Source organism: Melissococcus plutonius ATCC 35311 (genome assembly GCF_000270185.1).
Lineage (GTDB): Bacteria > Bacillota > Bacilli > Lactobacillales > Enterococcaceae > Melissococcus > Melissococcus plutonius.
Map to the genome: position 1 here is coordinate 516,073 of NC_015516.1, position 26,118 is coordinate 542,190.

Here is a 26,118-nt window from a genome sequence, read left to right on the forward strand (position 1 = left end):
AATAAATCAAAAAAATGAATCATTAGTTTTTATATTGAGTATACAAATCATTACAGAATTATCTATAGAGTGGGAAAGAATGCTGATGATTCATTTTTATTTATATCTTTAGAAATATCAATTCAAATAAATGGAAAGTGAGTGAGGAAAATTGAAAAATAATAAGAGAATCAAAAAAACTCTAATTAGTTTATTGGTAACGGTTAGTGCCATTGGTGCTTTAGCTGGTTGTGGTAGTGAGAAAAAAGGAAGTACAAATGCTGGCGGAGAAAAAAAGACCATTTCCTGGATGGCCATGTTGCATACACCAACTGCTCCTTCTGGTGATATACAAGAGAAATTGGAAAAATATACGGAAAAAAAGATTGATTTTAGTTGGGTACCAGATGCTTCAAAAAATGAACGGATTAATGCGGCACTTTCTTCAAAGTCTTTAGCTGATATTGTCAGTTTAACAGATATAAAAAATACGACTGTCCGAAGTGCGTTAGCTTCTGGAATGTTTTGGGATGTAGAACCCTATCTAAAAGACTATCCAAATCTAGCAAAAATATCAAAAGATCGATTGAATTTAGCACGAATTAAAGGAAAAATTTATGGTGTTCCCTTTCAAAAACCAGTTGCTCGTTATGGCATTCTAATTAGACAAGATTGGTTAGATAATCTTGGACTAAAAGTTCCCCATACAACAAAAGAACTAGAAAAAGTGGCACAAGCATTTACAGAAGTAGACCCAAATAAAGATGGTAAAAAACATAAAACAGTTGGTTTTGTTGAAAGAAATGAATCATTTAATGTAGGATTTCGCGCTTTAAGTGGTTATTTTGGTGCAGGCAATTGGTTTGCTGTTACAAAAAAACATAAGATCGAGCCTTCCTTTATGCAGCCAGAATACAAAGATGCAATGCGATGGTTCCGTAACATTTATAAAAAAGGTTGGATGAATTCAGATTTTTCGGTGATGACAAAAAATGATCAAAAAGATTATATTGTTCAAGGAAAGGGTGGAATTGTTCTAACCATTCTATCAGATGCCAAAAATTATGTTAATGCAGCAAAAGGAACCGACCAAGCAGGAATGAAGTGGGCACTAGTTAATGACTTGACAGATGAAAAAGGCAAACGTCGTGTTTTATCAGATACAAATAATGGAATGGGCGGCTGGATGGCAATCTCAAAACAAAATGTAAAAACCGAGAAAGACTTGAAAGTTGTTTTAAAATTTATTAATGATTTGATGGATCAAAAGCCATATAAATTAATGACATTAGGCGAAGAAGGAATACATTACAAGAAAAAAGCTGACAATGTCTATGAGCAAATCAACACAACGAAATGGCAGCAAGAAGTTCAGCCATTTTCAAGTACTAGGCCTTCTGAGTTGGTGGCAAATTATAAAACAACAGATCATTATTCCAATTTAGCAAATGAAAAAATCAAAGAAAATGAAAAATATGCGGTTTTAGATCCTACCCAATCGCTAACCTCAGAGACCTATAATACCCAATGGTCAACATTAATTGAATGAATATCGGATGCTTATTACAAATACATGATGGGTGAAATTAGTATGAAAGACTATGATACAGCCATCAAAAATTTCCGAAATAATGGTGGAGATAAAGTTATCGAAGAGTTTACAGATAGTTATAAAGAAGCAAATAAGAAATAATGATAAAATCAAAATAAGATTGTTAAAAAACTTAGATTTTAGTCATTAGATATAAAATAAATTAGAGAGGAAACCTTATCTATATTCTAGGTTCCTCTCTGATTTATTTTATATAGACGAAAGATAGCTTATTCAATACTAACCGTCTAAGTATTGGAAGTATTGGAAGTATTGGAACAACCTATCAAAAATACAATTCAAAACAAAAAAATAGTCATGAATGAATTTAATGTAAAAAATTAACATGTAAGATAGCTATACTCTTACAAAAATAAGACATTGAATGCCTTGTTTTTATGAAGGCATTCAATGTCTTATTTTCAGTTATATGGAATAAGTTGTTTTTCAGTCTTTTGATAACAATTTGATTTTAGAAGAAGTTGGTTGTTTTCTTCCTTAAACACAGGTCCCTTAATATTTTCAACTATTACTTGTTGAAATTGAACCAATTCGGTATTACCAAGGAAAAAACCGGCAGCTTGCATTTTATCAATACCAGTCATCATGGCTGGAACACCGGGTAAGCCATTTTTGTCCATTTCAATTTGAATATTTGTAAAAGAAACATCCTGAACGGGCATTTCTGGTAATCCGTAGATAAATCCCTCTGCTGCTCGTACCTTCTTAGCAACGATATTAGAAAAGTGAATCGAACGGAAACAAGGTGTTTCTTTTGTAATGGGATAGGGATTTTTATCCCACACATATTTTTCTTTTCCTTTAGGGCCACAAAAATAATAAGCATTAATAACAAATGGACAAAGGACATCTTCCATGACAATCGTTGATACGGTAATATTTTCAACAACTCCGCCACGTCCTCTTCTGGTTTTCATACGAATACCACGATCGGTTTGCTGAAATACACAATTAGAAATGGTGACATTTCGGATATTTCTGCTCATTTCACTACCTAAAACAACGGCACCATGTCCATGAACCATTGTACAATTTGAAATGGTAATATTCTCACATGCACTTTTAGAAGTCGTCGTCTGCTCTGTACCTGATTTAATAGCAATACAATCATCACCAACATCAATGTTACAGTTTAGGATACGAAGATTCTTGCAAGATTCTGGATCAATGCCATCTGTATTCGGAGAATCTGCTGGATTTAAGATTGAAATATTTTGAATGGTAACATCATAACATTCCATCGGATGTACCGTCCAACTAGGTGACATGGTTAAATTTAAATCAGAAATAGTGATTCGGCTTGAATAATCAAAGCCAATTAAATAGGGTCTTGGATAAGCTAATTTTTCTGGTGTTTCCCTATGAAGCTTCCACCAATTTGTACCTTGACCATCTAATGTTCCGGAACCTGTTAATATTACATTGGTTAAATTTTTTCCATAGATGCACGGCATATAGGCTTTTGATTTAACTCCTTCCAAACGTGAATCTACTATAGGAAATTGTTCAACATCATCCGTAAATAGTAGCGTTGCTCCTGCCTGAATTTCAAAAACTAAATTACTAATTAGACGAATAGGACCAGTCAAATAAGTACCTGGAGGAGCAACAATATGACCACCGCCTTGTCTTTCAGCAACCTTTATAGCTGCTTCAAATGCTTTTGTATCCAGAGAAATACCATCTGCAATTGGTGAAAAATCTTGTAATGAAATAAGTGATTGGGTCATCATAAACTCCTTTTTATTTTTTAATATAATTCCTATCTCATAATATTATCAATAAATCGTGGATAAATACTATTTTAATTAGACCATGTGTTGTGGTTCTATAGGTGAATTTTTTTCTGTTGCATGATAACCAATAGTATTGTTTCCAAAACATTTTTCATAAGGTATGCCTGTTAATTCTTCTAAAATAACTTTTATCTCAGGCTGAATATCTTCAGCTTTACCACCATTATGAATACGTTCTAATTCATCAATAACAAGTTGATGAGTATCTTTATCTAATTTCATACGTTTTGAGAAAAAGGGCAATAAGAGCAAACCCACAGACTCCAAAGAATAATACTCCAATAATGGCATGTTGGGCTGAGAGCGGTTGTGTTGAGGTGCCATCTTTAAAGCCGAATAAGGATAGTATAATACCAAGTAAAAAAACAATAGAGGCACGAACCAATTTTCCTGACATAGTCATTGCACCAGCATAAACACCTTCTCTTCTTCGATTGGTTACAATTTCATCCACATCAGCTAAAAAAGTATAGACTGTCCATGGTACATAATAAACACCGCCAGTTCCTAAACCAAACATAAACGTAATGGTGATTACCAACCAAGTAAGATGAGGAAGATGGAAAATAGCAATACTAATATAACCCATAGTTGCTGTAATAACTACAATTAATGCTAAGATAAAAGGTTTGGTAAATCCTTTTTTTACACAAATGCCAATAAATAAGGCAGTTGAAATCAGTTGTAAAATACTATTCATTGAATTTAATTCAGAAACAAAGGTAGACGGTTTTTGTAAAACAAAGACAATAAAGTAAGTAAATGTAGCTGTAAATAACCATTCTGCTCCTGAGCTGAATAAATACATGCCTAAATGATTGCGAAATGTTTTAATTTTAAAAGTGGAGAAGATATCAACAAATAATTTTTTAAAACTTTGAAAGACATTTGGAGTTTTTTCACTCGTAACTTCTGTATAAGGTTTTTCCCAAGAATTAAAATATAAAAATGATAAGGCAACAACTAATATTGCAGCATACACAACGCCTGTATAAAAGAAAGGAGTTGGTGAATTTTTCCCAAAAATATTAATAAAAACACCTGGAATCGATGCAGCTAAAAAGTTTGCTACTTTTCCAAACATCGCTTTTGAGCCAGTTATTGTTGTTCGTTGGGTAAAATCATTTGTCATTTCAATAGGTAAAGTTTCATATGGAATCATCACTGCTGTATAGGTCATTTCAAATAAAATATATGTACTTAAATAATAAATAAAATTCATGTTCTTAACCCATAACATAGGATAAATGAGCATTAGCGGAATACCAATTAAAATGAAAAACCGTCTACGTCCAAATTTACGGCCGAGCTTTGTAGCATAAAAATTATCTGTAATAAATCCCATAAGTGGATTCATAACGACGTCTAAATAGGTTGAACTAGAAAAAATTATTGTGGCTTGAAAAATTGATAATCCACAAAATGTCGTGTAAAAATATAAGAGCCAGGCGCCACTAATAGCTAAAGCGCCACTACCTAGAAGATTTCCTGCCCCATAGGAAAGTTGTGTAAGGAGGGTGATTTTTTTAGCGTTTGATTTCATTGTTTAAGATCCTTTCTAAATAGATGTTAACGTTAACAATTTGATTCTTAAAATATTATAACATATTATTCACAAATGTAAATATAAAAATAAACGCTATAATTCTATTTAATGTTTAATTATTTTTATAATATATAAAATAAATAGAATTTAATTTTTTTATCGTTTAAAATATAGTGAAAAATTGATCAATTGATTTGGAAAATAATCAGTACTAAATTTAGTTATTTTGCTTATATATAGATGGGTCATTGTATCTTTATGATAGCTCATCGTACTATTACCAAAACATTTGACATAAAAAATACCTGTTAATGTCTTTAAAGTTGATTGAACTTCAGGTGAAATATCAGCCATTTTTCTACCATGATGAATACGTGTCAGCTTATTAATAATAACTTTATGTGATTCTTGATCTGATTTCATTTTCTAGAGAAATAGATTCCAATCAAAGAAAAACCATTAATTGTCATTGTATTACCACCATTCTAGACTATAGGAAAGCTGTGTAAGGGATCATTTTTTTAATTTTACTTTCATTATTTAAAATTCTTCCAAGAGTAAAATTTTTGTTAACGTTAACATTTAAGTTTAAAATTAGTATAGCATAAGATTTTAAAAAATAAATAGTAAAGATAAGCGCTTTATTAATTGATTCTAATCAATCAAAAAAATTTAAATATTAAAGTAAAAATTAATTTTTTACTCAAGTTTGCTGAAAATAAAAAACAATCATAAAAAAATCAAATTAAAAAATTAACGTGAACATTTTTGATAAATGCATTGACAATTATTTATAACTATCATAAAATTTAATCGTCTGAAGGAAATGAGGCTAACGAATGGTTACCATTAAAGATATTGCAAAAATAGCAGGCGTATCTCATACAACTGTTTCACGTGCTTTAAATAATAATGCTAAGATTAAGCCACAAACAAGACAAAGAATCATGAAGATTGCTGAGGATTTGAAGTACGTACCCAACTTGAATGCTAAAAGTTTAGTTACCAATAAAAACTATACTGTTGGATTATTTTTTTCTAGTATTGAATCGGGAACATCATCAAGTTTTTTAGCAAATACCTTGAAAGTGATTTATGAAGGATTAGATGAAAATTATCTTTTATCTGTAGGTGCTATTGAAAATATTACTAATATTGATACAGCCTTACGTAACCGATTTGATGGTATCTTGGTTTTAAGCCAATCCGATAAAGATGATGATTTTATTTATCAGGCAAAAAATTTGAAGATTCCATTGGTTGTTTTGAATCGTCATGTAGAGGATGATTCTATCATTAATATTATCGGTGATGATAGGCAGGGAGTAAAAAAAGCATTACAAATGGCTTATCAGGCAGGTCATAGAAAGTTTGGACTTATTGAGGGCATTCCTAATTTCAAGTCAACTTCTGAGAGAAGACAAGGATTTTTTGATGTTCTTTCCCAGACAGATGCCAAATTAAGCACACAAACGGTTAAAACTGGTGACTATAGTACTGAAAGTGGTAAAAAAGCAATGTTAGAGATCTTGTCACTTAAGGAACGCCCTGACTTGGTTTTCTGTTCAAATGACGATATGGCAATTGGTGCATTAAAAGCTTGCTATGAGCAAGGTATTAAGGTTCCTGATGAGATTTCCTTGATTGGTTTTGATAATATTCATTATTCTCAATACACGAATCCAAGTTTGACAACGATTGAGCGTCCAATTAATAAAATGAGCCGTTTAGGATTGTCGTATCTTGTTCAATTAATGAATGGCGAATCTTTTGATCAACAAAAACAGATTCAATTAGAAACACAAGTAGTTATTCGAGAAACAGTGAAAGGTTTAAATTGAATAGTAGACTTTTCACTTTTTGATAAAATGTTAACGTGTGCATTAAAATGAAAAATAAAAATTAAAGGAGAGAAAAACAAATGAAACAATTAAAAAAAGAAGCATTTAAAGAATTAACCCAATATCCATCAAGAGTTATTCAATTCGGTGAAGGAAACTTTTTACGTGCCTTTGTGGATTGGCAATTACAACAGTTAAATAATCATCAACTATTTAAGGGTAGTGCAACAGTTATTCAACCACTAAGTAAAGGATTAAAAGAATTGTTAGATGAACAGAATGATTATTATACGGTTATTTTAGAAGGTTTGCTTAATGGCCAAGTAGTCAATTCACATGAAATTATGACAACAATCCATGAAGTCATAAATCCTTATCAAGATTATCAAGCCTACCTAGCTTTGGCTGAAGATGATAATTATCGTTTTATTTTTTCAAATACGACTGAAGCAGGTATTGCATTTAATGAAAAAGATCAAAATACTGAGGATGCAGAAAAGACTTATCCAGCAAAATTAACACAATTACTTTATCGTAGATTCACATTAAAAAAGAAAGGTTTTATTATTATTCCATGTGAACTAATTGATAAAAATGGTTTAGTTTTAAAGGAGTATGTATTAAAATATGCTGATTTATGGCAATTGGGTGAAGCATTTAAACAATGGGTTCTAACTGAAAATATTTTTTGTGGTAGCTTGGTTGATCGTATTGTTCCTGGTTATCCAAAAGAACGAGCTTCTAAACTTTGGGAAGAATTTAGTTATAAAGACAATGCAATGATAGTTGCTGAACCTTTCTTACTATGGGTCATAGAAGGACCAAAAGAAGTAGCAGCTGAATTACCAATTGATAAAATAGGTCTGCAAGTTATTTTCACAGACGATCAAACGCCTTATCGTAAAGGAAAGTTCATTTACTTAATGGACCACATACGGCGATGACTTCCCTAGCTTTATTAGCAGGAATTCAAACAGTCAGTGAAGTGATGAAAGATCAAGATTTCTCTGTTTATGTTGATCACCTAATGAAAAAAGAAATTATTCCAGCATTAGATTTACCAAAAGAAGAATTACTTCAGTATGCTGAACAAGTACAAGAACGCTTTAAGAACCCATTTGTAAAACATGAATTAAGCAGTATTTCTTTAAATAGTATTTCAAAATTCAAAACACGTTTACTACTTGTTTTAAAATCTTATTTAGAAAAAGAGAAGAAATTACCTCTAAGAGAAGTTGCTTCTCTAGCCGGTTATTTGTTTATTTATCAAGGAACAAGAATTCAACCCATTGACAATCCTGAAGTCATTGATTTTTGTAAAAAAGCTTGGGAAACACCAGCTACAGCAGTAAAAACAATTTTAGGAAATGCAGATTTTTGGGGAGAAGATTTGAATCAGTTAACCGGGTTAACTGAACAAGTACAACTGTATGTTGAACGTTTAGGTAAAAATGAAGTACGTACCATCATTCAAGAATTAAACTAGGAGAGATAATAATGCAAGATTTAATTAAATTACATGAAACAGATGATGTTGCGGTAGCCTTGCACCCATTAACAAAGGGAGAAGTTGTTAAAATTGATGGTACTTCCATTACTATAAATGAAGCAATTGAGCAAGGTCATAAATTGGCTCTTCATGATATAGTGGAAGGTTCAAATGTAATCAAATACGGATTTCCAATTGGACATACAACAAAATCAATTAAACAAGTTGACTGGGTACATACACATAATATGGCGACTAATCTTTCTGGAGAATTGAAATATACCTATACACCACATTTAAACGTTAAAAAATATCAAAAAGAAAATCGGACATTTAAAGGTTACAGACGAAAAAATAGTCAGATTGGTGTAAGAAATGATTTATATATAGTACCAACAGTTGGTTGTATTAGCGGTATCGCCAATATAGTAAGAGAGCAATTTGTAGAAAAATATCCTGATCTTGGTCCATTCAGTAATATTTCTATCTTATCTCATCCTTACGGTTGTTCACAACTAGGCGATGACTTTGAAAATACTAGAACGATTTTAATGGATGCAGTCAAGCATCCAAATGCAGGTGGTGTTTTAGTATTTGGATTAGGCTGTGAAAATAACATTGTTGATGAATTTAAAGAACAATTAGGAGAGTTTGATAACGATCGAGTAAAATTTTTGGTGGCTCAGAAAGTGATAGATGAAGTAGATACTGCACTTGATTTACTGGATCAATTAGTAGAAGCAGCCAAAGAAGATAAAAGAGAGCCGATACCTATTAGTGAATTAAACATTGGCTTAAAATGTGGCGGCTCAGATGGATTTTCTGGTATTACAGCAAATCCATTATTAGGAGCCTTCTCTGACTATTTAGTTTCACAAGGTGGTTCTACAGTTTTAACAGAAGTACCTGAAATGTTTGGTGCAGAAACTGTATTGATGGGAAGAGCCAAAAATGAAGAAATTTTCAACAAAATTGTTCATTTAATTAATGATTTTAAAGACTATTTTTTACAGTTTAATCAGCCAGTCTACGAAAATCCTTCACCTGGCAATAAAGCTGGAGGCATTACGACACTTGAAGATAAATCATTAGGTTGTACACAAAAATCTGGTACCTCAGTAGTCAATGATGTCCTGCTTTATGGAGAAAAATTACGGACATCTGGTTTAAATCTTTTAGAAGGGCCAGGAAATGACTTAGTTGCAACCTCTGCTCTTGCTTCAGCGGATTGCCATATTATTTTATTTACTACAGGAAGAGGAACTCCTTTTGGTAATTATGTGCCAACGATTAAAGTAGCGACAAATAACCAATTGTTTGAAAAGAAAAAACACTGGATGGATTTTAATGCAGGCCAATTATTAGATCGACCAATGGAAGAAGTCCTGGAAGAATTTATTGATTATATTATAGAAATAGCTAGCGGAACTCAAACAAATAATGAAAAAAATAATATCAGAGATTTAACTATTTTTAAAACTGGAGTTACAGAATAAGATAGGAATAAAAGGATCCATCGTAAAAAATATTTAAACATGTGTCTAGACTTTTATTACTGATTATTGAATGATAGATAATCTAGGCACTTGTTTAAATGATAGTACAAGAAAACAATAAATCACTTACTATCTTTTTAAGAAGATTGCATTTTTTATGAAGCATGGTATAATAGAAGAGAAGATATAGCCTGTTAGTCAAATGGTTAAGACGCTGCGTTCTCATCGCAGAGATACCGGTTCGAATCCGATACAGGTTATCCTAGAAAAAAGATTAAAAATTCTGAAGAATATCTCAGTATTTTTAGTCTTTTATTTTAATCTTATTCAATTAATTTTAATATGAAAGTAGGTAGAATTATCGGTTGTTTTATAACACAGGTACAACGATCAATTCAATACCCAGCAATTTACAATTAGATAGGAAAAAATCATGTCAGCTGTTTAAATCTTAGAAAGATTATTCGATTATTTTAGTATACTAAAACTAGATAATAATTTAATCGGTAAATTTATCTGAAAATTTATTTCATGAATGACTGTATATAAGTTCAATTGAATAATTCATTTATCACTTGTTGTTAACTAGCTTTTCAAATTTTTATCGAAATATCTGAATAGTAAGAAATAAGCATAAATAAAATTTTAATGACTTGTTAATCATACATCATAAGATTGATTAATCTGTGATTGTTTAAAATAATCTGGATAGCGTTCAACAATAAATTTTTGTTCGTCTAACATCATGTGTAAGTGGGTAGCTGTTAAAAAAATCAACTTCATCTGTATATTTTGCTGAGAGTGCATTAAACAATTGTTGATGTTGTTCGATGATAGGAAACCATTTTAGCCCATTGATTGTTACACGTAACCAACGAAAACGTTCGAGATGAATATTGTAATCATCTAGCCAGTTCCATATTTCTTTCCGGTTAGCAATCCCAAAACAAGTTTCATGAAATTTGTTATCTGCTTGGAAAAAAGCTTTTCTATCTTGGAGTTCAGCTGCCTCTTCTTGTCTATTAATAATAAGTTCTAATACACTTTTTGCTTTATCATCTATCTTTGTACAACATTCAATCATAATTTTTCTTTCTAACTGTTCTCGAACAAAACGAGCATTTCTAGCGGAAGTTAAGTCAATAGGCGATACATACGTGCCACTTTGTGGAATTGTATAAATTAACTCTTGTTGTCTTAATTGAAGAAGTGCCTCACGGATTGGTGTACGTCCGATTTGCAACATATCTGTTAGATTTTTTTCTGAAATTTTTTGTCCAGGTTCAAGTTCCGAATAAATAATTTTTTTTCTAATGATTTTGTAGGCTTGTGCTTGCAGATTATTCATAGTATTCATTTTCTCCTTAATCCATGTAATTTTAAGTTTATCTTTTAAAACCTATTTATTAATACTAAACTTGTTATCCCTAGGTTCAGTGAGCTTAATTAATTATAATATTTTTCATTAAATAAGTATATCATTTGTATTTATTGGCAAATTGTTTAATTGAATGAAAAATGAATATAAAGATCAAAACAAATTAACTCATTTGTTTTGATCTTTATATATAAAAAATAGTCTCTATTATTTGCTAACTATAAAATAATTTAATTTTAATATCTTGGTCATAATTACCAAATCCTCTACCAAAAAGTGTACATCCTCCTACATGTTCAGCAGTCTCTTTAACTTGTATTTTAAGGTTCCAGATGTCTTCATGACTAGAAATATCTGAAATTTTAATAGAAGATAACGGTGCACCATCAATATAGGTGCCGTGATTCATAATACGAAGTGTTTTTAACAACCCATACTGGTTAACGTTATCTGGATACCAATCAGGAGTATATCTACCTCGAATATCAGCAAAATCTCCTGGACTTGTCCAGCTACCTAGCTCTATACCGTTTAGTGTAAAGGTAATATCAGAAGGCCAATTGTCATTGGCAAAAGGAAATTCAGAAGAAATTTCCATTGAGATTTCAATCATTTCAAGTTTTTCATCTTGTAATAAGAAATTGGGAGATTGATATTCAACAAAACCCTTGGCAAACCAAATAATTCGTGCATCCATTCGATTTGGATCCATAAAATATTTTGGTTCATCAACAAGACCAATAAAATCTGTCGAAGTAGCTAGACCACAAGTGGGTTCAACACGGTAATTTGTATAATGACCAATTGGAATTGAGGTTTCTTTTACATCAAAAGCATTAAATATTTTTTCTGGAAAGTTAATCTGAATTTTATCAACTTGAAGACGTGAAATTTTTTTTTGTCCAATTTTTTCTGTTTTAATAATTTTTGCTTCTTCCAATTTTCGAATGTGCATGGTAATAATAGCACTGCTTAGATTTAATGCTTGAGCGATTTCCTTTACGTTCAATTTATTTTTGGCCAACAATTGGATAATTTGAATACGTACATTACTTGCTAACGCTTCAAAAACAACGAGAGATTCATTATTAATTTCTATCTGCATATCTATTCTTTCCTTTCAAAAATATATTAACATATAACTAATCTTATTAGTATTATTTTTAATAAATAGACTTGCTAAAAATATTTATATTAATTATAATTTGTATAAATAAATTTTATTAATGTAAATATAATTTATGCTATTTAGAGATCAATAATAACTATAAGCTATCTTAAAATAGAATATTTTCTAGTAATTATCATTATTTATATTAAATGCAAAAATAATTTTTTTCTTTTTCTAATTTTGTTACAAAAACAAGGAAGATTTGCTATAAATCTTAATGATAGCGCTCTATTGAAATAAACAAGCTATTCTAAATCTAAAAAATAAGCATTTTAACTACTTTTTTCTATCTACTTACTTTAACCAATTTTAAATGAAAATAAAAATGTTTTAATAAACAACCTATTTTTCAACTAAAGGGAGAGTACAATTTTTGATTACTACTGATGGGGTTCATGATCCAACAATTATTGAAGAAAATGGAAAATTTTATTTATTTTCTACAGATACACAACAACCACCAACAACTGGCGTACCGATTCGTACTTCTGTGGATCTAGTTCACTGGAAATTTGAAAAATCTGCAATGAAAGATGTGCCAAAACAGGCAAAAGAATGGAGTGGTGCTAAGGGATTATGGGCACCTGAAATCATTTATATGAATGGGGAGTATCGAATGTATTATTCGGCATCTACTTTTGGCAGTACGACTTCATTGATCGGACTAGCAAGCGCCCCTCATCCACTAGGTCCCTGGAAAGATCAAGGAACAGTTATCAAAACGAATAAAGATCTAGCAAACCACAATGCAATTGATGCAAATATATGTTTAGATCATAAGGGCAATCCTTGGCTGGTTTATGGTTCATTTTTTGGTGGTATTTATATTACACAAATTAATCTAAAAACAGGAAAATTAATGAGAAAGGACTATGGAACAAAAATTGCTGAACGTTTGCAGATTGTTGATAATGCGATTGAGGGACCGTTCATTTATTATAATCCAAAGACCAAGTATTATTATTTATTTGTTTCATTTGATTCACTGAGCAATAGTTATAATATTCGGGTGGCTCGTTCCAAAGAGATTACAGGACCCTATGTTGACATGAACGGCTATCAAATGACAAATTTAACTGAACAGCCAGAAAAAATTGGTGTTAAGCTATTAGGTAGTTATCAATTTAGACAGGAAGCACCCGTATTTGCTCCAGGACATAATTCTATTTTCAAAAGAAATGATGGTATACTTTTTATGGTTCATCATATCCGTAAAAAACCTTTTACTGAAGAATTTGCATTGAATATACGTCGTCTATTTTGGTTAGAAAATGGCTGGCCGGTCGTTTCTGCTAGCTGCTTTGCTGGTGAAGTAGCTAGACAACCAAAACAAGAAGAATTAATGGGCAATTGGGAAATCGTTCAATTTGAAAATCATTCTGATCGAATTCTCTCTAGGGAAATTTATTTGAATAAAGTAACAAGATTGGAACATAGTTATTTAGTAAATGATCAAGAATTCATCCCTTATTATGAAATGAAGACGAATCAGCCAACGCTTTATTTATCTGGATTGGACAAGAATGGACGAGCCTTTATCGCTAAAAAAATGAAATAGATAGCGGAGTGATTTTAATTTATCAAATGTCTATATTGGATAAATTATACAAATGAATGAGATGATTTTATTTCTTTTGATTGTAAAAGAAATGTCTTAAAATAATAGATTTAGAAAATTAAAAAAATAATAAAATTTTTAATTGTTCTATTTTCTTTTTCAAAGTCATCTTTAAAAGATCTACCATAAGGTAAACCTATACTTTGTATAGCTTTACCTATAATTTGTTTATTTTTATTCAAAAATGAAAGCGTTAAAATTAAATTAAGAATAAAAAAGAAAGGAGGAGAGATAGGAATAATGGAAAGATCAACAAAAAACACCTTCTTTCGAAATATTTGGCGTTATAAGACACTTATTTTAATGGCTTTGCCTGGGATGGTTTAGATGATCTTTTTCTTTTATATCCCAGTATTAGCAAATGTGGTTGCGTTTAAAGATTTTCATATTTCGCCTGATGGTTTTATGGCTAGTTTAAAAGCTAGTCCCTGGGTAGGTTGGAATAATTTTAAGTTTTTATTTTCCTCAAATGAAGCTTTTCTAATTACTAAAAATACAGTTCTTTATAATGTTGCTTTTATTCTTTTAAACTTATTTATTTCTGTTTTTTTCGCTATTGTAATGAGTGAATTAAGAAATAAAAAATTAGTAAAAGTTTATCAAACGATGTCCTTATTGCCTTATTTCTTGTCTTGGGTAATCATCAGTTATTTTGTTTACGCTTTCTTAAGCCCAGATAAGGGTGTATTTAATCAATGGATTACGGCACATCATGGGACACCAATCAATTGGTACAATGAACCAAAATTTTGGCCATTTATCTTGATATTTGTTGGTGTTTGGAAAGGAATTGGTTACAACAGCATTATCTATTTTGCTTCTGCAATGGGGATTGATCCTACATATTATGAAGCTGCAACGGTTGATGGTGCTAATAAATGGCAACAAATTAAAAATGTAACACTTCCTCAGTTAGTTCCATTAATGTCAATTATGACTATCTTAGCTGTTGGAAACATTTTTCGAGCGGATTTTGGACTATTTTTCAATGTGACTAGAAATTCAGGATCTTTACATCAAGTAACAGCTGTATTGGATACCTATATATATAATGGATTGACAGCCACAGGTGATATTGGTATGACTGCTGCAGCAGGACTTTATCAATCGGTTGTTGGGTTTGTATTGTTGATTATTTCAAATGGCATTGTTCGTCACTTTGATAGCGGTTCAGCATTATTTTAAAGGAAGGTGAAAACACTGTGAAAAAGGTTCCTGTTACGAAAGTACAAATTCGCTCATTTAATCGACCAGTCAATTTGTTTTTTAATCTTTTGGTGGCTATTTTTGCTATTTCTTGTGTTTTATCACTTATTTTTGTTCTTTCAATTTCATTTAGTAGTGAAGCAGATTTAGCGACATATGGTTATAGTTTTCTGCCTAGAGGCTTTAGTTTCTTTGGTTATACGTATTTATTTGATCAAATGCAAATAAATATTTTTCAATCTTTATTTATTACTATATTAGTAACCGTGGTAGGTACACTGATTAATAGTACGGTTACTTTTTTATATGCTTATGTTATTTCACGTTCCAATTTTCCATTTAGACGTTTTTTTACCATTTTTTGTTTAATCACCATGTTGTTTTTACTAGGAATGGTTTCCAATTATTTAGTTGTAACAAACTTATTACAATTAAAAGATACGATCTGGGCATTGATTTTACCTATGGCCGTTAGTCCTTTTAATATTATTGTTATGCGAACTTTTTTTAAACGTTCTGTTTCAGATTCAATAATTGAATCGGCTCGAATCGATGGTGCCTCTGAACTTAGAATCTTTGTTCAAATTGTTTTACCATTAGCTGTTCCAGGCATTGCACGATTAGTTTATTTGCTGCTCTAGGTTATTGGAATGACTGGTTTAATGCATTGCTTTATATCGAAAAAGATAGTTTGGTACCCTTACAGTATTTATTGATTAAAATTCAAAATAATATTCAATATTTAACACAAAATGCTGGTGCAGGTAGTCAAATAACAGGTGGTATGGCCGCTATCCCAAATGAATCTGCCCGAATGGCCATTGTAGTTATTTCTGTATTACCTATTGCAGTTAGTTATCCATTTTTTCAAAAATACTTTGTTAAGGGCTTAACTATAGGTGGCGTCAAAGAATAATTTTAGGAGGAATGTTTTATGAAACATTGGAAAAGATTGCTTGTTGCAGGAATAGGTGTTCTCTCAGTTGGATTTTTAACTGCATGTAATGGAAGTAGTCAAAAAAATAAGGCAGCAGGTGAAAGGGATAGTAAGATTCTACAAATGTATCAAAAAGGAGATAAGCCAGATAATTATGATGCATTAATGAAAATTGCAAATAAACAAATCAAGGAAAAAACTGGTTATAAGTTTAATATTAAATATATCGGTTTTGGTGATTATGAAAAAAAGATGAATGTCATCATCTCTTCAGGCGAAAATTACGATCTCGCCTTTGCAGATAATTATGTGACAAATGCGCAAAAAGGTGCGTTTGCTGATCTGACAAAATTAGCACCAAAGTATGCCAAAGATGCCTATAACCAACTCGATAAGGCCTATATTAAAGGAAATTTGGTGGATGGTAAACTTTATGCTTTTCCAGTAAATGCTAATGTTTATGCAAAACAGGTACTAACCTTTAACAAACAGTATTTAGATAAATATAATTTATCAGTTGATGATATTCACACCTATAAAGATGCTGAAAAAATATTGGAAGCCTTCCATCAAAAAGAACCTAAAATTGCTGCATTTGCAATTGGACAGACATTTAAAGTTCAAGGAAATTACGATTATCCAATTGGAAATCAATTTCCTTTTGCTGTTGACCTAAATGGAAATAAACATAAAATCATCAATCAATATGAAGATAAAAATTTTATTGAACAACTAAAATTAATGCATCGTTGGTATGATAAAGGCTACATTCCAGCAGATGCATCTACGAGTACCAAAGATTATCCAATGGAGGGAAATACTTGGTTTGTTCGTCAAGAAACCCAAGGGCCTTATGATTATGGGGATACTGCCTTAAGTAGTGCTGCCGGACATGAATTAGTTTCAAAAGCGTTTACCGAACCATTAAAATCTACGGCACAAGCACAAATGGCGAATTTTGTTATTTCAAATACTTCAAAACATAAAGAAAAGGCAATGGAAGTATTAGGCTTGTTAAACAATGATCCTAAGTTGTTAAATGGATTAGTTTGGGGAATTGAAGGAAAAGCTTGGGAAAAAGTAGCAGGTAAAGAAGATAAAATTAAATTATTAAATGGATATAAACCAAAGACCCACATGGCTACTTGGAATACAGGAAATAATAAAATTCTCTATACCCAAGATTCAATCACAGATAACATGATTAAAAAGCGCGACCAATCTATTGCTGATGCAAAAGACTCACCTATTTTAGGATTCAATTTTAATACAAAAAGCGTTAAAACAGAATTAAGTAATATTTCAAATGTGATGAACCAATATATGGATGGTCTAAATACTGGAACAGTAGATCCAGATGAAACACTACCAAAATTAAAAGAAGCACTTGAAAATGCTGGTTATAATAAAGTACTTAAAGAAATACAAAAACAATACAATCAATTTTTAAAAGAATGAACAAGATAAATGCATTATAATTAAATTTAAATAAACGAAAATTTACGAAAAATTAAAAAACAATTTTTCGTAAATTTTTTTCTTATTAAAATATAATTCATTCATTCTATATTTTTGTGTATAATAAATAAAGAGAACGCTTTTTTATTGGTAAATAGAGTTAACTATCAGGAGAAAAACAAGCTACCTATTTAATAAGTTGACTCTAAATAGTGGCTATTTCGATTGAGTAATATAGAAGGGAAGAAAAAATGTTAGGAAAAACTTTAGAAAATGTCTTTATAAAAATCTGGGTAATTATTAAGCTAAACTTGATATTTTGGTTATTCAGTTTTAGTGGATTATTGGTGTTTGGAATTGGGCCTGCTTTAAAAACAATTAATGAATTATTCATAAATTATAAATTTAACGACAAAGAAATAACCTTAAACACAAGCTGGTCGATTTATAAGAAAAATCTGTTAAGAGGAAATAGTCTTTTTTATACTTTTCTTCTAGCATCAAGTTTTATTATTTACAATTTATTTTTATCTGTCCAAATTCAACGATTATCATTTCTAATTATTAATTTTTTATTACTATTTGCTTTACTTTTTATATTTACAATTTTTCAATATACTTTACTTTTAGATAGTTATTATGAAATTTCTTTCTGTTTGTTATTAAAATTAGCAATAATTTCTACTTTTGCTAATTTTTCAGCTTTTTTTAAATTAATCTTAGGAACAGGAATAATCTTTTTTATTACTTGGCGATACAAGGGTTTTATTCTTTTTTGTAGTATTGCAATGATTCAAATCTGGAGTTATTATGCGACTAAAAAATGGCGCATGTTAATCAATGAACGATTAGGTATTTATGAATAAACAACTCCTAAATAAAAAAATGTTATTGAATCGCTTAGTAAAAAAATATGCATTTATCCTGGTTGCTTTAATTTTAATTAGTCTGATCGGTTTGAGTTTAAACATCTATTTGCAATATAAAATAAGTGGAAATGAAGTAGTTACAGATATAGCTGAAATGATCAATCATTCTATCGAGGAACAATATATTGAAGGACATAATATTTTAAATGAATTAACAAATGATCAAAAAAAATTAACAAGCTTAGATAGATATATGAATACTTCTATTTCAGAATATTTGAATTACTCTTATACCCAAGAAGAAAAAAATGGGAGTTATTTCTTTTTACCTAGTCAAATACAGTACTATTATACAACCAATCCTAATATTGAATCTATTATGATTGTACTGAATAATTATAATGAATTTTATCTATCGACAAAACAAAATAAAGGTGGACAAAAGATCAAAGGAATACCAAAGTTGTCTAACCAATTTTACTTAGCTTATCCCATAACGAATCTAGCGACTTTAAAAGTGGTAGGAACCTTCTATATTAAATTCTCATCAAAAGGTATTATAAACCATTTAAGCCAGCAATATCATTCAGCAAATGTATCTGCCTATATTTTTTCAAATACAAATCATCTCCTGTTTTACTACAATAACCTAAAAGGAAAAAAAGATACGAAAAATCAAATGAATTTACCGTTTATTGAGAAACAAACAACGTTTATCAATCAAAAAGAAAAAAATAACTTTTGTTTTATTAATCGGTTAGAAACAAAAAAACATCTGACTATCTTTATAGCTGTCACAAAAAAAAGCATACTCCGGCATGTACTAGGTGGCTTACAGATTGTATTAATTGGAAGTATCATATTAATGGGTATTTTACTGTATTTGCTTTTTCGAACATTTACAAATTATTCTAGACAAGTATCGACAATTCTCTATTCAATGACCAAGGTTTCACAAGGAAATATTCATACACGAATTGATGAGAAAAATATCCAATATGAATTACAGGATGTAGCAAGTGGAATTAATAGAATGCTTGATAGCATGGAACAATATATAGCAGATATCTATAAACTAAAGATTAAACAACAAGAAGCGAATATGCGTGCTTTACAATCACAAATTCATCCACACTTTTTGTATAATACATTGGAATATATTCGAATGTATGCATTAAGCGAAGGTTGTGAAGAATTAGCAGAAGTAGTTTATGTTTTTTCAGCTCTTCTAAGAAATACTATTGACCAGACAAAAACAACAACATTGGAACAAGAACTAAATTTTTGTGAGAAATATGTGTTTCTTTATCAAATGCGTTATCCAAACCAGATTACTTATAAATTCGAATTAGTACCAGAACTTAAAAATTTAATATTACCTAAGTTTTCTATACAACCATTGATTGAAAACTACTTTGTTCATGGTATTGATCTTACTAGAGAGGATAATGCAATAAGGGTTTGGACAAATGTAGATGGTCCAAAAGTGGAAATTTATATTGAAGATAACGGGAAAGGGGTTACAACAGATAGATTACTTATGATTCAAAAAAAATTAATGAATCATCAAGGCCAGTTATCTGACTCAATTGGTATACAAAATGTTAATGAACGGTTACGTATCTATTTTGGTTCAACATTTTTAATGACAATTCAACAGAATAGAGAAAAAGGGTTAACTCTTAAACTTTGTTTTGAAAAGGAGAATTAAAAAATGTATCATGTATTGTTGGTTGATGATGAATATATGATTGTTAAAGGATTAAAACGATTGATTGGGAACAAGAAGGATTTATCATTATAGAGACGGCTAGAAATGCTAAAGAAGCAATAGCAGCAATGACAGAAAAAACAATTCATTTAATTGTGACAGATATAACCATGCCAGATATAGATGGTTTGACGTTCATTAAAACTGCTCAAAAAAATTTTTCATCCTTTGAATTTATAATATTATCTGGTTATCAAGAATTTAACTTTTTAAAAAGTGGGCATCAATTAGGGATGATCAATTATTTACTGAAACCGGTTAACAGAGATGAATTACTCACTAGTGTAAGAAAAGTAAAGAAACAATTAGACTATAGAAATCAACAAGCTAAAAAAATGAATGCTATTTAAAAACACTTCTTTCTCAATGGATAAAAAGTGAGACAGATTTAACGAATGAAGAGGAATTTAAACAGGTATTAAAAATTAATGAAACAAATCAGTGGACTGTTCTGCTTTTAGAGATACCAAAAGAATTACAATCTTTAGTTTTTGGTTGGTTAGTTGAACAATCATTCATACAAGTTGATTCAAAAACCATCAATAATAAATTATTTATTAACCTGATTTTTAGAGGAAATGAATTTCAATTATTTCAATGGATCAATCAACAGTCATTCATCCTGGGTACAGAAGATCGTTGGTTGTTTAGTATAGGAGAGACGACAACCAATTGGAAAGACATACCAAAAAGTTATTGTAAAGCAAAACAAATATTGCAATATCATAAATTCTATCAACCAACAAAAAAAAATATACTATCCACTGACTTTGAAAAAAATTTTGATTTGTCGCAAGAGATCATCAATTTTAATAAAATTCTTATGCTAAATGATGAAAAAACGATTCAAAAAACCTTACAAAATATTTTTAATAAAATGCAAAAAACTGGTGCGTATCCAGATGATGTTCGGCATATCGTTTTTACATTATTTATGGATATATATCGTCACCTTAGCTATCTAGGGGAACAGGATTATCATAAAATCTTAGATGCAATTAATCAATCTAGCTCGATAGATGAATTGTATATACTTTTGCTTGAAACAATTCAACAAGTTTCAAAAGAAAAATTAACCTATGTATATTCAGAAAATATTCAAAAAGCAATTCATATTATCCATGAAGAATATAAAAAAGATATCACACTGAAATCAATTGCAAAACAATTGCATTTAAATGTAATGTATCTAGGACAATTATTCAAAAAGGAAACTAAAAGAAGTTTTTCTCAATATTTAAATCAATATCGAATGAAAAAAGCTCGACAATTACTTTTATACTCAAACAATACAATGAATGAAATTGCTTTTAAAATAGGTTATAACAATAGTACGTATTTTTTCCATAAGTTTAAGAAAATGAATCATTTAACACCAAAGGAATTTCGTGAAAAATATCTTTATAACAATCGAATACTTGATCATAAAATAAATAAAAATAACAAACAATGAAAAGAAAAATCATTAATTAGACCTAAAAATCTTATTTTCCAAATAGAACTATTATTGATCATTTACTATTATAAAAAACCCTAAACATCTATTTTTGAAGATATTTAAGGCTTTTTATGCTTTAATCAATTAAATAATTTCATTTAGTTTACTATTTTTTGCTGTGAAATAGTCGGTAATGTCATATTTTAAATGATTATTTATTTAATTGTTAAAATAGAAATTAATTTTGCTACCATTTGTGGATCTCCCGTTGGAATCGCTTTTACATGGGCTGTATCAACAATGCTTTGTGTGAGCTGTCGAATACTTTCTGGATCTCGTTTATTAGGATTCAATTGCCAGTGAGAAGGGACATCATAAATATTGATCGTTCCATTATGATTGGATGAATAAACAACCATTCCTTGTGCTGTTGTTTCTGCGTCCAAGAAAACAACATTTGTTGGATACCCAACACTTCCTTCATCATAGATATCAATAGGAGAACCCGCTGGAAGTCGAGTAGCTACAAGCTTTTGAATATTCATATTTCCAATGGTTGCTAGCCATACTCTAGCATATTCGATTTGTTCATCACTGTATTTGGATAACAAATCATTGGTAGATTCAGCATTTGTTGTTTTTTCTACTGGTGTTTGTGTCCTTTTTTCAATTGGTTGATTTGTTTCATTCACATTCTCAGGAGACGTACTATTTGTAGAAACATCAATAGAATTATTGGTTGAACTGGATGGAGCTTGCTGAAGTGGATGAACTTCTCTGTATTAATTTTTGATTCTTAGATTTATCTTTTGCTAGTTTTTGCACATGAGTTGTTTGGCTTATTGATGAATTAACAGTTGCCACTTCATTTGCTTCCTTTTTACATGCCCCTAAACTAACAAGTGTAACAATTAATAAAAAACCATATATTTTTTTCAAAAATTCCTCCTTGTAAAATAGATATGTAATTAATTATACATATCTTTGTAATATATTTCAATAATTTGTAATATAAAAGAAATAAAAAATAGCTATTTAAATAAAATTTAATTATTTTTCAGATAAAATAAATTTGTAACAAAAATTTTGTCATTTAAAAAGCTGTTTAAGAAGCAAGCAGTAAGAGTTATATTTTTTGAAACGCAATCCTTTTTCATCAATTTGCATTTTATTCTAGATTGCTTAAACTGAATGGGTAATTTTCTAATTGATATTTTCTTGGATGGGGTACAATCCCTAGATTGAAATGAAGCTGTCCTCCTTTCATTAATTCTTCATGTTTAAAAAATAGGTTTCGATAGATTTGTTTATTTAGAAAAATTTTATCGATAAATTGATGTTGTGTGTGATTTGTTTCAGTAGTGATTTTTAAAGTTTGACCATTCGATAGATGTAGGACTGCCTTATCAAAAATTGGCATACCAATAATATATTCACCACTACCAGGACAGACAGGATAAAAATCTAAAGAACTGAATATATACCAACTTGCCATACTGCCATTGTCCTCATCTCCTGGATAACCATTAATACTTGAATCAAATAACTGTGTCATTAATTGTTTTAATAAGGGTTGGGCAAATTCAGGATGACCAGCAAAGCTGAATAAATAAGGTAAATGAAAGCTGGGCTGATTAGAAATCGCTAATTGACCAAAATCAATGGCAGCCATCTCACTCATTTCATGAATTTCAAAACCATAGCCACCAACATCAAACAAGGGTTCTTGATTACATAGAGAAATCAACTTGTCTATTAAAGCGTTTTTACCACCAAATAATTGAATAAGTCCAGCAAAATCATGATAAACAGCAAAACTGCTTTGCCAAGGACTGCCTTCTGTACAGTCCCTACCCCAATAGTGTGAGATGAAAGGTTCTACAAATTGGCCATCTATGTTTTTAGCTCGCATAAATCCTAAAGATGTATCGAACAAATTTTTATAATTTTTTGCTGATTGTTGGTAATATGTTATCAATTCTTGTTTTCCTAAACATTTTGCTACCTGGCTGATACAAAAATCACTGTAACAATAATCTAATGTTTGGTTGATGGATTCATGATAGGTGGCAGGAACATAACCATCATTCGTGTATGCCTCAATTCCTTGTCGTCCATAATTTTTTTCTTACTTTCAATTGTCGCTCCCTTAAGCATTGCATCCAAAAATTCAGGCATTAAATCTGAACGAATATTTTTAATCGCTGCATCAGCAATGACAGCATCAATTAGTGTACCGGGCATTGTTCCTCTCTCATCTGGTGATAACCATTTTGGTAGGTAGCCACTTTCTTTATAACTCGTTAAGAAACCTTCTAGAAATTCTTCATATTTTTCCTGGGCAATTAATGAATAGAGTGGGTAAACAGTTCGACAAGTATCCCAAAAACCATTATTAGTAAATAATTTTCCAGCTTTTATTTCTTTGGCTAGTGTATCATAGTGAATAGGATTTTCCTCTTGGTCTAATTCATAGAAAGTTTGGGAAAATAAAAAAGCACGGTAAAGATTGTGATAAAATGTTTGTTGTTTTTCTCGATCTTTATCTTCTATATCAATTCGTGTTAAGTAATCTTCCCATTTTTTTTGGCCATTCTCTAAATAATCTATTTTTTGCCAATCTAATTCTCTTGTTAAATTAAGCTTGGCTTGTTCTAAATGAATATAGGAAGTCCCTATTCGAATGACCTGTTGATCAATATCACTAAAAGAAAATAGAATAGTTTCATCTTTTCCGATTCGTGTTTTTTCAGATGAAATTTTTGCAGGAAATTGGAAATGTAAAACAAAATAAAAGGTAAATTCTTTGTCTTCACATTCCGTATAATTACTAATTTGTCCAGATAAGGTAAATGCATCTTCCTGAGTAAGTTGAAAATTTCCTGGCAGATGAAGCAGCAAACCAGCTTTTGTTTGCTGGTAATCAATGGATAGCATACCACCATACATGCTAGGGATCATAGTCGCTGTTAATTGACATCTTAATGCCTTAATTTTCATATAATGCGGTTTAAAATCGCTTTCATTTGATCGGTATGAAGATTGTCCATCAAATAATGTTGGATTGGTGAATTCACCATTAACTGGCAGCAAAGTAAAATGGCTAAAATCACCCATCCAGGGACTAGGTTGGTGGGTTAATCGAAATCCCTGAAAAGTATGATCTCTTGGATTAAACCACCAATTTCCTCTATCACTAGCTGTTTGTGGTACAAAATAATTCATGTCAAAAGGCACACCTGTATAAGGTAAACAATTACCAGATGAAAATGAATGTTGATTGTCTGTTCCTTGTCGTGTATCAATTTCAGTTGTTCTCATCTTTTTTCTCCTTTGTTGACCCTCTTATGATTAATTTAATCGGAATTTGTTGATCTTGACAGTTTCTATGATTCTCTATCCAATGAATAAGTTGTTCACCAGCTAAATGACCCATTTTTTGAAAATTCTGAGCAATAGTTGTTAGTGGAGGATCAATCAAAGCAGAAGCTTGGATATTATCAAAACCGATTACAGCAAGTTGTTCAGGAATTTTTACTCCTATTTGCTTTGCTTGCTGAATTAAAGCAATAGCAACCAAATCATTTTCGCAAATTACTCCAGTAATATTCTGTCCAAGAAAATAATCGATTGTTTGTTGGTTTAAGCAACTTGTTTTTTCTTCTAAATGCGTATAAAAAGGAAGTTGCTGTGTTTTTATTGCTTGAATGTAGCCTAAATACCGTTGCTTTACTGATTGAGGGAGGGTGTTTTCTTCTCCAAATAAATAGGCAATCCGTTGGTGCCCTTGTTGAATAAGAGAATTTGTTGCGAGTAAACCACCAGAAAGATTATCAGATTGAATGGTTGGGTAAGGAAGTTCATAAATTTTTTTATCCAGTATAATAATCGGAAAATGATAAATAGATAATTCAAACAAAGTCATTAAAAAATCCTTGGTATTTTGTGCATAATAAATCATGCCATTAAATTCTGCCATAATTTCCTTTGCTTCTTTGTTTAATAAAAAATCTGGTGTAGATAAAATAACTTCATAATGATGGGCTTTAGCAACAGGTAATAGACCTTCACTAAAATTACCTAGAGATAAATCTTTAGCAAATGGAATCAAAAATAAAATACGAGCTGTTTTTTTAGTATTTTTTGTATGAATTTCCCTTGTTTTTACATAACTGCCTTTTCCCTGAACTCGATAAATGATTCCCATATTTTCTAATTCGGTTAATGCCCGTTTGGAAGTAATGCGGCTAACATGATAAATCTCTGCTAATTCCTTTTCTGTCGGTAATTGTTCATTGACTTCTAATTTTCCATGCTTAATTTCTAATAGTAAATCATCGATAATTTTTTTGTATAAGGGTGTCATTCACTATTCTCCTAAATGATATATCAATAATCAAAGCGTAACATAAACAATATAGAGATTCAAGTAAAAAAAGCTAGACAAATTTCTAAATTAATTTTCTAATTTGATTATAAATGATATATTAAATTGTTGGATAACAATCTAGGA

Annotated in this window: 17 protein-coding genes, 1 tRNA gene and 5 pseudogenes; 13 read left to right on the top strand and 10 right to left on the bottom strand. The window is 30.4% G+C overall.

Going from position 1 to position 26,118, the window contains the following annotated elements:
- Positions 1 to 151: 151 nt before the first annotated feature.
- Positions 152 to 1,528 (top strand): type 2 periplasmic-binding domain-containing protein, encoded by a 1,377-nt coding sequence (locus MPTP_RS02145; RefSeq protein ID WP_013773398.1) that lies wholly within the window; start codon positions 152 to 154, stop codon positions 1,526 to 1,528.
- A gap of 464 nt (positions 1,529 to 1,992) precedes the next feature.
- Here MPTP_RS02145 and MPTP_RS02150 read toward each other — a convergent pair whose 3' ends face one another.
- From MPTP_RS02150 to MPTP_RS02165, 4 genes are all read right to left on the bottom strand, one after another.
- A complete protein-coding gene (locus MPTP_RS02150) occupies positions 1,993 to 3,321 on the bottom strand; it encodes a glycoside hydrolase family 28 protein (RefSeq protein ID WP_013773400.1) in 1,329 nt (442 codons plus the stop codon).
- Between the two features lie 78 nt (positions 3,322 to 3,399).
- A complete protein-coding gene (locus tag MPTP_RS09870) occupies positions 3,400 to 3,609 on the bottom strand; it encodes a hypothetical protein (RefSeq protein WP_041363468.1) in 210 nt (69 codons plus the stop codon).
- On the bottom strand, positions 3,596 to 4,930 hold the full coding sequence (locus MPTP_RS02160) for an MFS transporter (RefSeq protein WP_013773402.1): 1,335 nt from the start codon (positions 4,928 to 4,930) through the stop codon (positions 3,596 to 3,598). The genes MPTP_RS09870 and MPTP_RS02160 overlap by 14 nt, the downstream gene beginning before the upstream one ends.
- A gap of 159 nt (positions 4,931 to 5,089) precedes the next feature.
- The gene (locus MPTP_RS02165) at positions 5,090 to 5,356 is read right to left on the bottom strand and encodes a hypothetical protein (RefSeq protein WP_013773403.1); all 267 of its coding nucleotides are present in this window, start codon (positions 5,354 to 5,356) and stop codon (positions 5,090 to 5,092) included.
- A 416-nt stretch (positions 5,357 to 5,772) separates the two neighbouring features.
- On the opposite strand from MPTP_RS02165, the gene MPTP_RS02170 reads away from it, so the two are divergent.
- The 4 genes and pseudogenes from MPTP_RS02170 (at position 5,773) to MPTP_RS02185 (ending at position 10,019) form a co-directional block, all read left to right on the top strand.
- Complete coding sequence (locus MPTP_RS02170; RefSeq protein WP_013773404.1) at positions 5,773 to 6,774, top strand: LacI family DNA-binding transcriptional regulator; 1,002 nt, start codon at positions 5,773 to 5,775, stop codon at positions 6,772 to 6,774.
- An 80-nt stretch (positions 6,775 to 6,854) separates the two neighbouring features.
- Positions 6,855 to 8,260 (top strand): annotated as a pseudogene (locus MPTP_RS02175) (tagaturonate reductase).
- 11 nt (positions 8,261 to 8,271) lie between these two features.
- Positions 8,272 to 9,759, top strand: a complete 1,488-nt coding sequence (locus tag MPTP_RS02180; protein ID WP_013773407.1) for a UxaA family hydrolase — start codon at positions 8,272 to 8,274, stop codon at positions 9,757 to 9,759.
- Positions 9,760 to 9,947: 188 nt separating this feature from the next.
- Positions 9,948 to 10,019: transfer RNA gene (locus MPTP_RS02185), tRNA-Glu, on the top strand.
- A gap of 400 nt (positions 10,020 to 10,419) precedes the next feature.
- Here the strand turns inward: MPTP_RS02185 and MPTP_RS02190 are convergent.
- Positions 10,420 to 11,107: pseudogene (locus MPTP_RS02190) on the bottom strand (GntR family transcriptional regulator).
- Between the two features lie 244 nt (positions 11,108 to 11,351).
- Complete coding sequence (locus tag MPTP_RS02195; protein WP_013773409.1) at positions 11,352 to 12,242, bottom strand: ArsR/SmtB family transcription factor; 891 nt, start codon at positions 12,240 to 12,242, stop codon at positions 11,352 to 11,354.
- 439 nt (positions 12,243 to 12,681) lie between these two features.
- On the opposite strand from MPTP_RS02195, the gene MPTP_RS02200 reads away from it, so the two are divergent.
- From MPTP_RS02200 to MPTP_RS09880, 8 genes and pseudogenes are all read left to right on the top strand, one after another.
- A complete protein-coding gene (locus tag MPTP_RS02200) occupies positions 12,682 to 13,866 on the top strand; it encodes an arabinan endo-1,5-alpha-L-arabinosidase (RefSeq protein WP_013773410.1) in 1,185 nt (394 codons plus the stop codon).
- A 300-nt stretch (positions 13,867 to 14,166) separates the two neighbouring features.
- Positions 14,167 to 15,111, top strand: a pseudogene (locus MPTP_RS02205) (ABC transporter permease).
- Between the two features lie 17 nt (positions 15,112 to 15,128).
- Positions 15,129 to 16,048: pseudogene (locus tag MPTP_RS02210) on the top strand (carbohydrate ABC transporter permease).
- A gap of 18 nt (positions 16,049 to 16,066) precedes the next feature.
- Complete coding sequence (locus MPTP_RS02215) at positions 16,067 to 17,527, top strand: ABC transporter substrate-binding protein (protein ID WP_013773413.1); 1,461 nt, start codon at positions 16,067 to 16,069, stop codon at positions 17,525 to 17,527.
- A 251-nt stretch (positions 17,528 to 17,778) separates the two neighbouring features.
- Positions 17,779 to 18,393 (top strand): YesL family protein, encoded by a 615-nt coding sequence (locus tag MPTP_RS02220; protein WP_013773414.1) that lies wholly within the window; start codon positions 17,779 to 17,781, stop codon positions 18,391 to 18,393.
- Complete coding sequence (locus MPTP_RS02225) at positions 18,386 to 20,107, top strand: sensor histidine kinase (RefSeq protein WP_013773415.1); 1,722 nt, start codon at positions 18,386 to 18,388, stop codon at positions 20,105 to 20,107. The genes MPTP_RS02220 and MPTP_RS02225 overlap by 8 nt, the downstream gene beginning before the upstream one ends.
- 128 nt (positions 20,108 to 20,235) lie before the next feature.
- Positions 20,236 to 20,517: a response regulator gene (locus MPTP_RS09875; RefSeq protein WP_013773416.1), complete on the top strand. Its 282-nt coding sequence runs from the start codon at positions 20,236 to 20,238 to the stop codon at positions 20,515 to 20,517.
- Positions 20,518 to 20,810: 293 nt separating this feature from the next.
- On the top strand, positions 20,811 to 21,620 hold the full coding sequence (locus MPTP_RS09880) for a helix-turn-helix transcriptional regulator (protein ID WP_013773417.1): 810 nt from the start codon (positions 20,811 to 20,813) through the stop codon (positions 21,618 to 21,620).
- A 200-nt stretch (positions 21,621 to 21,820) separates the two neighbouring features.
- On the opposite strand, the gene MPTP_RS02235 is transcribed toward MPTP_RS09880, so the two are convergent.
- The 4 genes and pseudogenes from MPTP_RS02235 to MPTP_RS02245 form a co-directional block, all read right to left on the bottom strand.
- Positions 21,821 to 22,297 (bottom strand): hypothetical protein, encoded by a 477-nt coding sequence (locus tag MPTP_RS02235; RefSeq protein ID WP_013773418.1) that lies wholly within the window; start codon positions 22,295 to 22,297, stop codon positions 21,821 to 21,823.
- 40 nt (positions 22,298 to 22,337) lie between these two features.
- Positions 22,338 to 22,544: a hypothetical protein gene (locus MPTP_RS09055; protein ID WP_013773419.1), complete on the bottom strand. Its 207-nt coding sequence runs from the start codon at positions 22,542 to 22,544 to the stop codon at positions 22,338 to 22,340.
- Between the two features lie 229 nt (positions 22,545 to 22,773).
- A pseudogene (locus MPTP_RS02240) lies at positions 22,774 to 24,926 on the bottom strand (GH92 family glycosyl hydrolase).
- Positions 24,913 to 25,971 carry a GntR family transcriptional regulator gene (locus tag MPTP_RS02245; RefSeq protein ID WP_013773422.1) on the bottom strand — a complete coding sequence of 353 codons (1,059 nt, stop codon included), beginning with the start codon at positions 25,969 to 25,971 and terminating at the stop codon, positions 24,913 to 24,915. Before MPTP_RS02245 ends, MPTP_RS02240 begins: the two are co-directional and overlap by 14 nt.
- Between the last annotated feature and the right edge of the window lie 147 nt (positions 25,972 to 26,118).

Bases quoted from the DNA above. Each gene is read 5' to 3' on its own strand.
- MPTP_RS02150 (WP_013773400.1), bottom strand. From the start codon at position 3,321: ATGACCCAATCACTTATTTCATTACAAGATTTTTCACCAATTGCAGAT.
- MPTP_RS09870 (WP_041363468.1), bottom strand. From the start codon at position 3,609: ATGAAATTAGATAAAGATACTCATCAACTTGTTATTGATGAATTAGAA.
- MPTP_RS02160 (WP_013773402.1), bottom strand. From the start codon at position 4,930: ATGAAATCAAACGCTAAAAAAATCACCCTCCTTACACAACTTTCCTAT.
- MPTP_RS02165 (WP_013773403.1), bottom strand. From the start codon at position 5,356: ATGAAATCAGATCAAGAATCACATAAAGTTATTATTAATAAGCTGACA.
- MPTP_RS02170 (WP_013773404.1), top strand. From the start codon at position 5,773: ATGGTTACCATTAAAGATATTGCAAAAATAGCAGGCGTATCTCATACA.
- MPTP_RS02180 (WP_013773407.1), top strand. From the start codon at position 8,272: ATGCAAGATTTAATTAAATTACATGAAACAGATGATGTTGCGGTAGCC.
- MPTP_RS02195 (WP_013773409.1), bottom strand. From the start codon at position 12,242: ATGCAGATAGAAATTAATAATGAATCTCTCGTTGTTTTTGAAGCGTTA.
- MPTP_RS02215 (WP_013773413.1), top strand. From the start codon at position 16,067: ATGAAACATTGGAAAAGATTGCTTGTTGCAGGAATAGGTGTTCTCTCA.
- MPTP_RS02220 (WP_013773414.1), top strand. From the start codon at position 17,779: ATGTTAGGAAAAACTTTAGAAAATGTCTTTATAAAAATCTGGGTAATT.
- MPTP_RS02225 (WP_013773415.1), top strand. From the start codon at position 18,386: ATGAATAAACAACTCCTAAATAAAAAAATGTTATTGAATCGCTTAGTA.
- MPTP_RS09875 (WP_013773416.1), top strand. From the start codon at position 20,236: ATGACAGAAAAAACAATTCATTTAATTGTGACAGATATAACCATGCCA.
- MPTP_RS02245 (WP_013773422.1), bottom strand. From the start codon at position 25,971: ATGACACCCTTATACAAAAAAATTATCGATGATTTACTATTAGAAATT.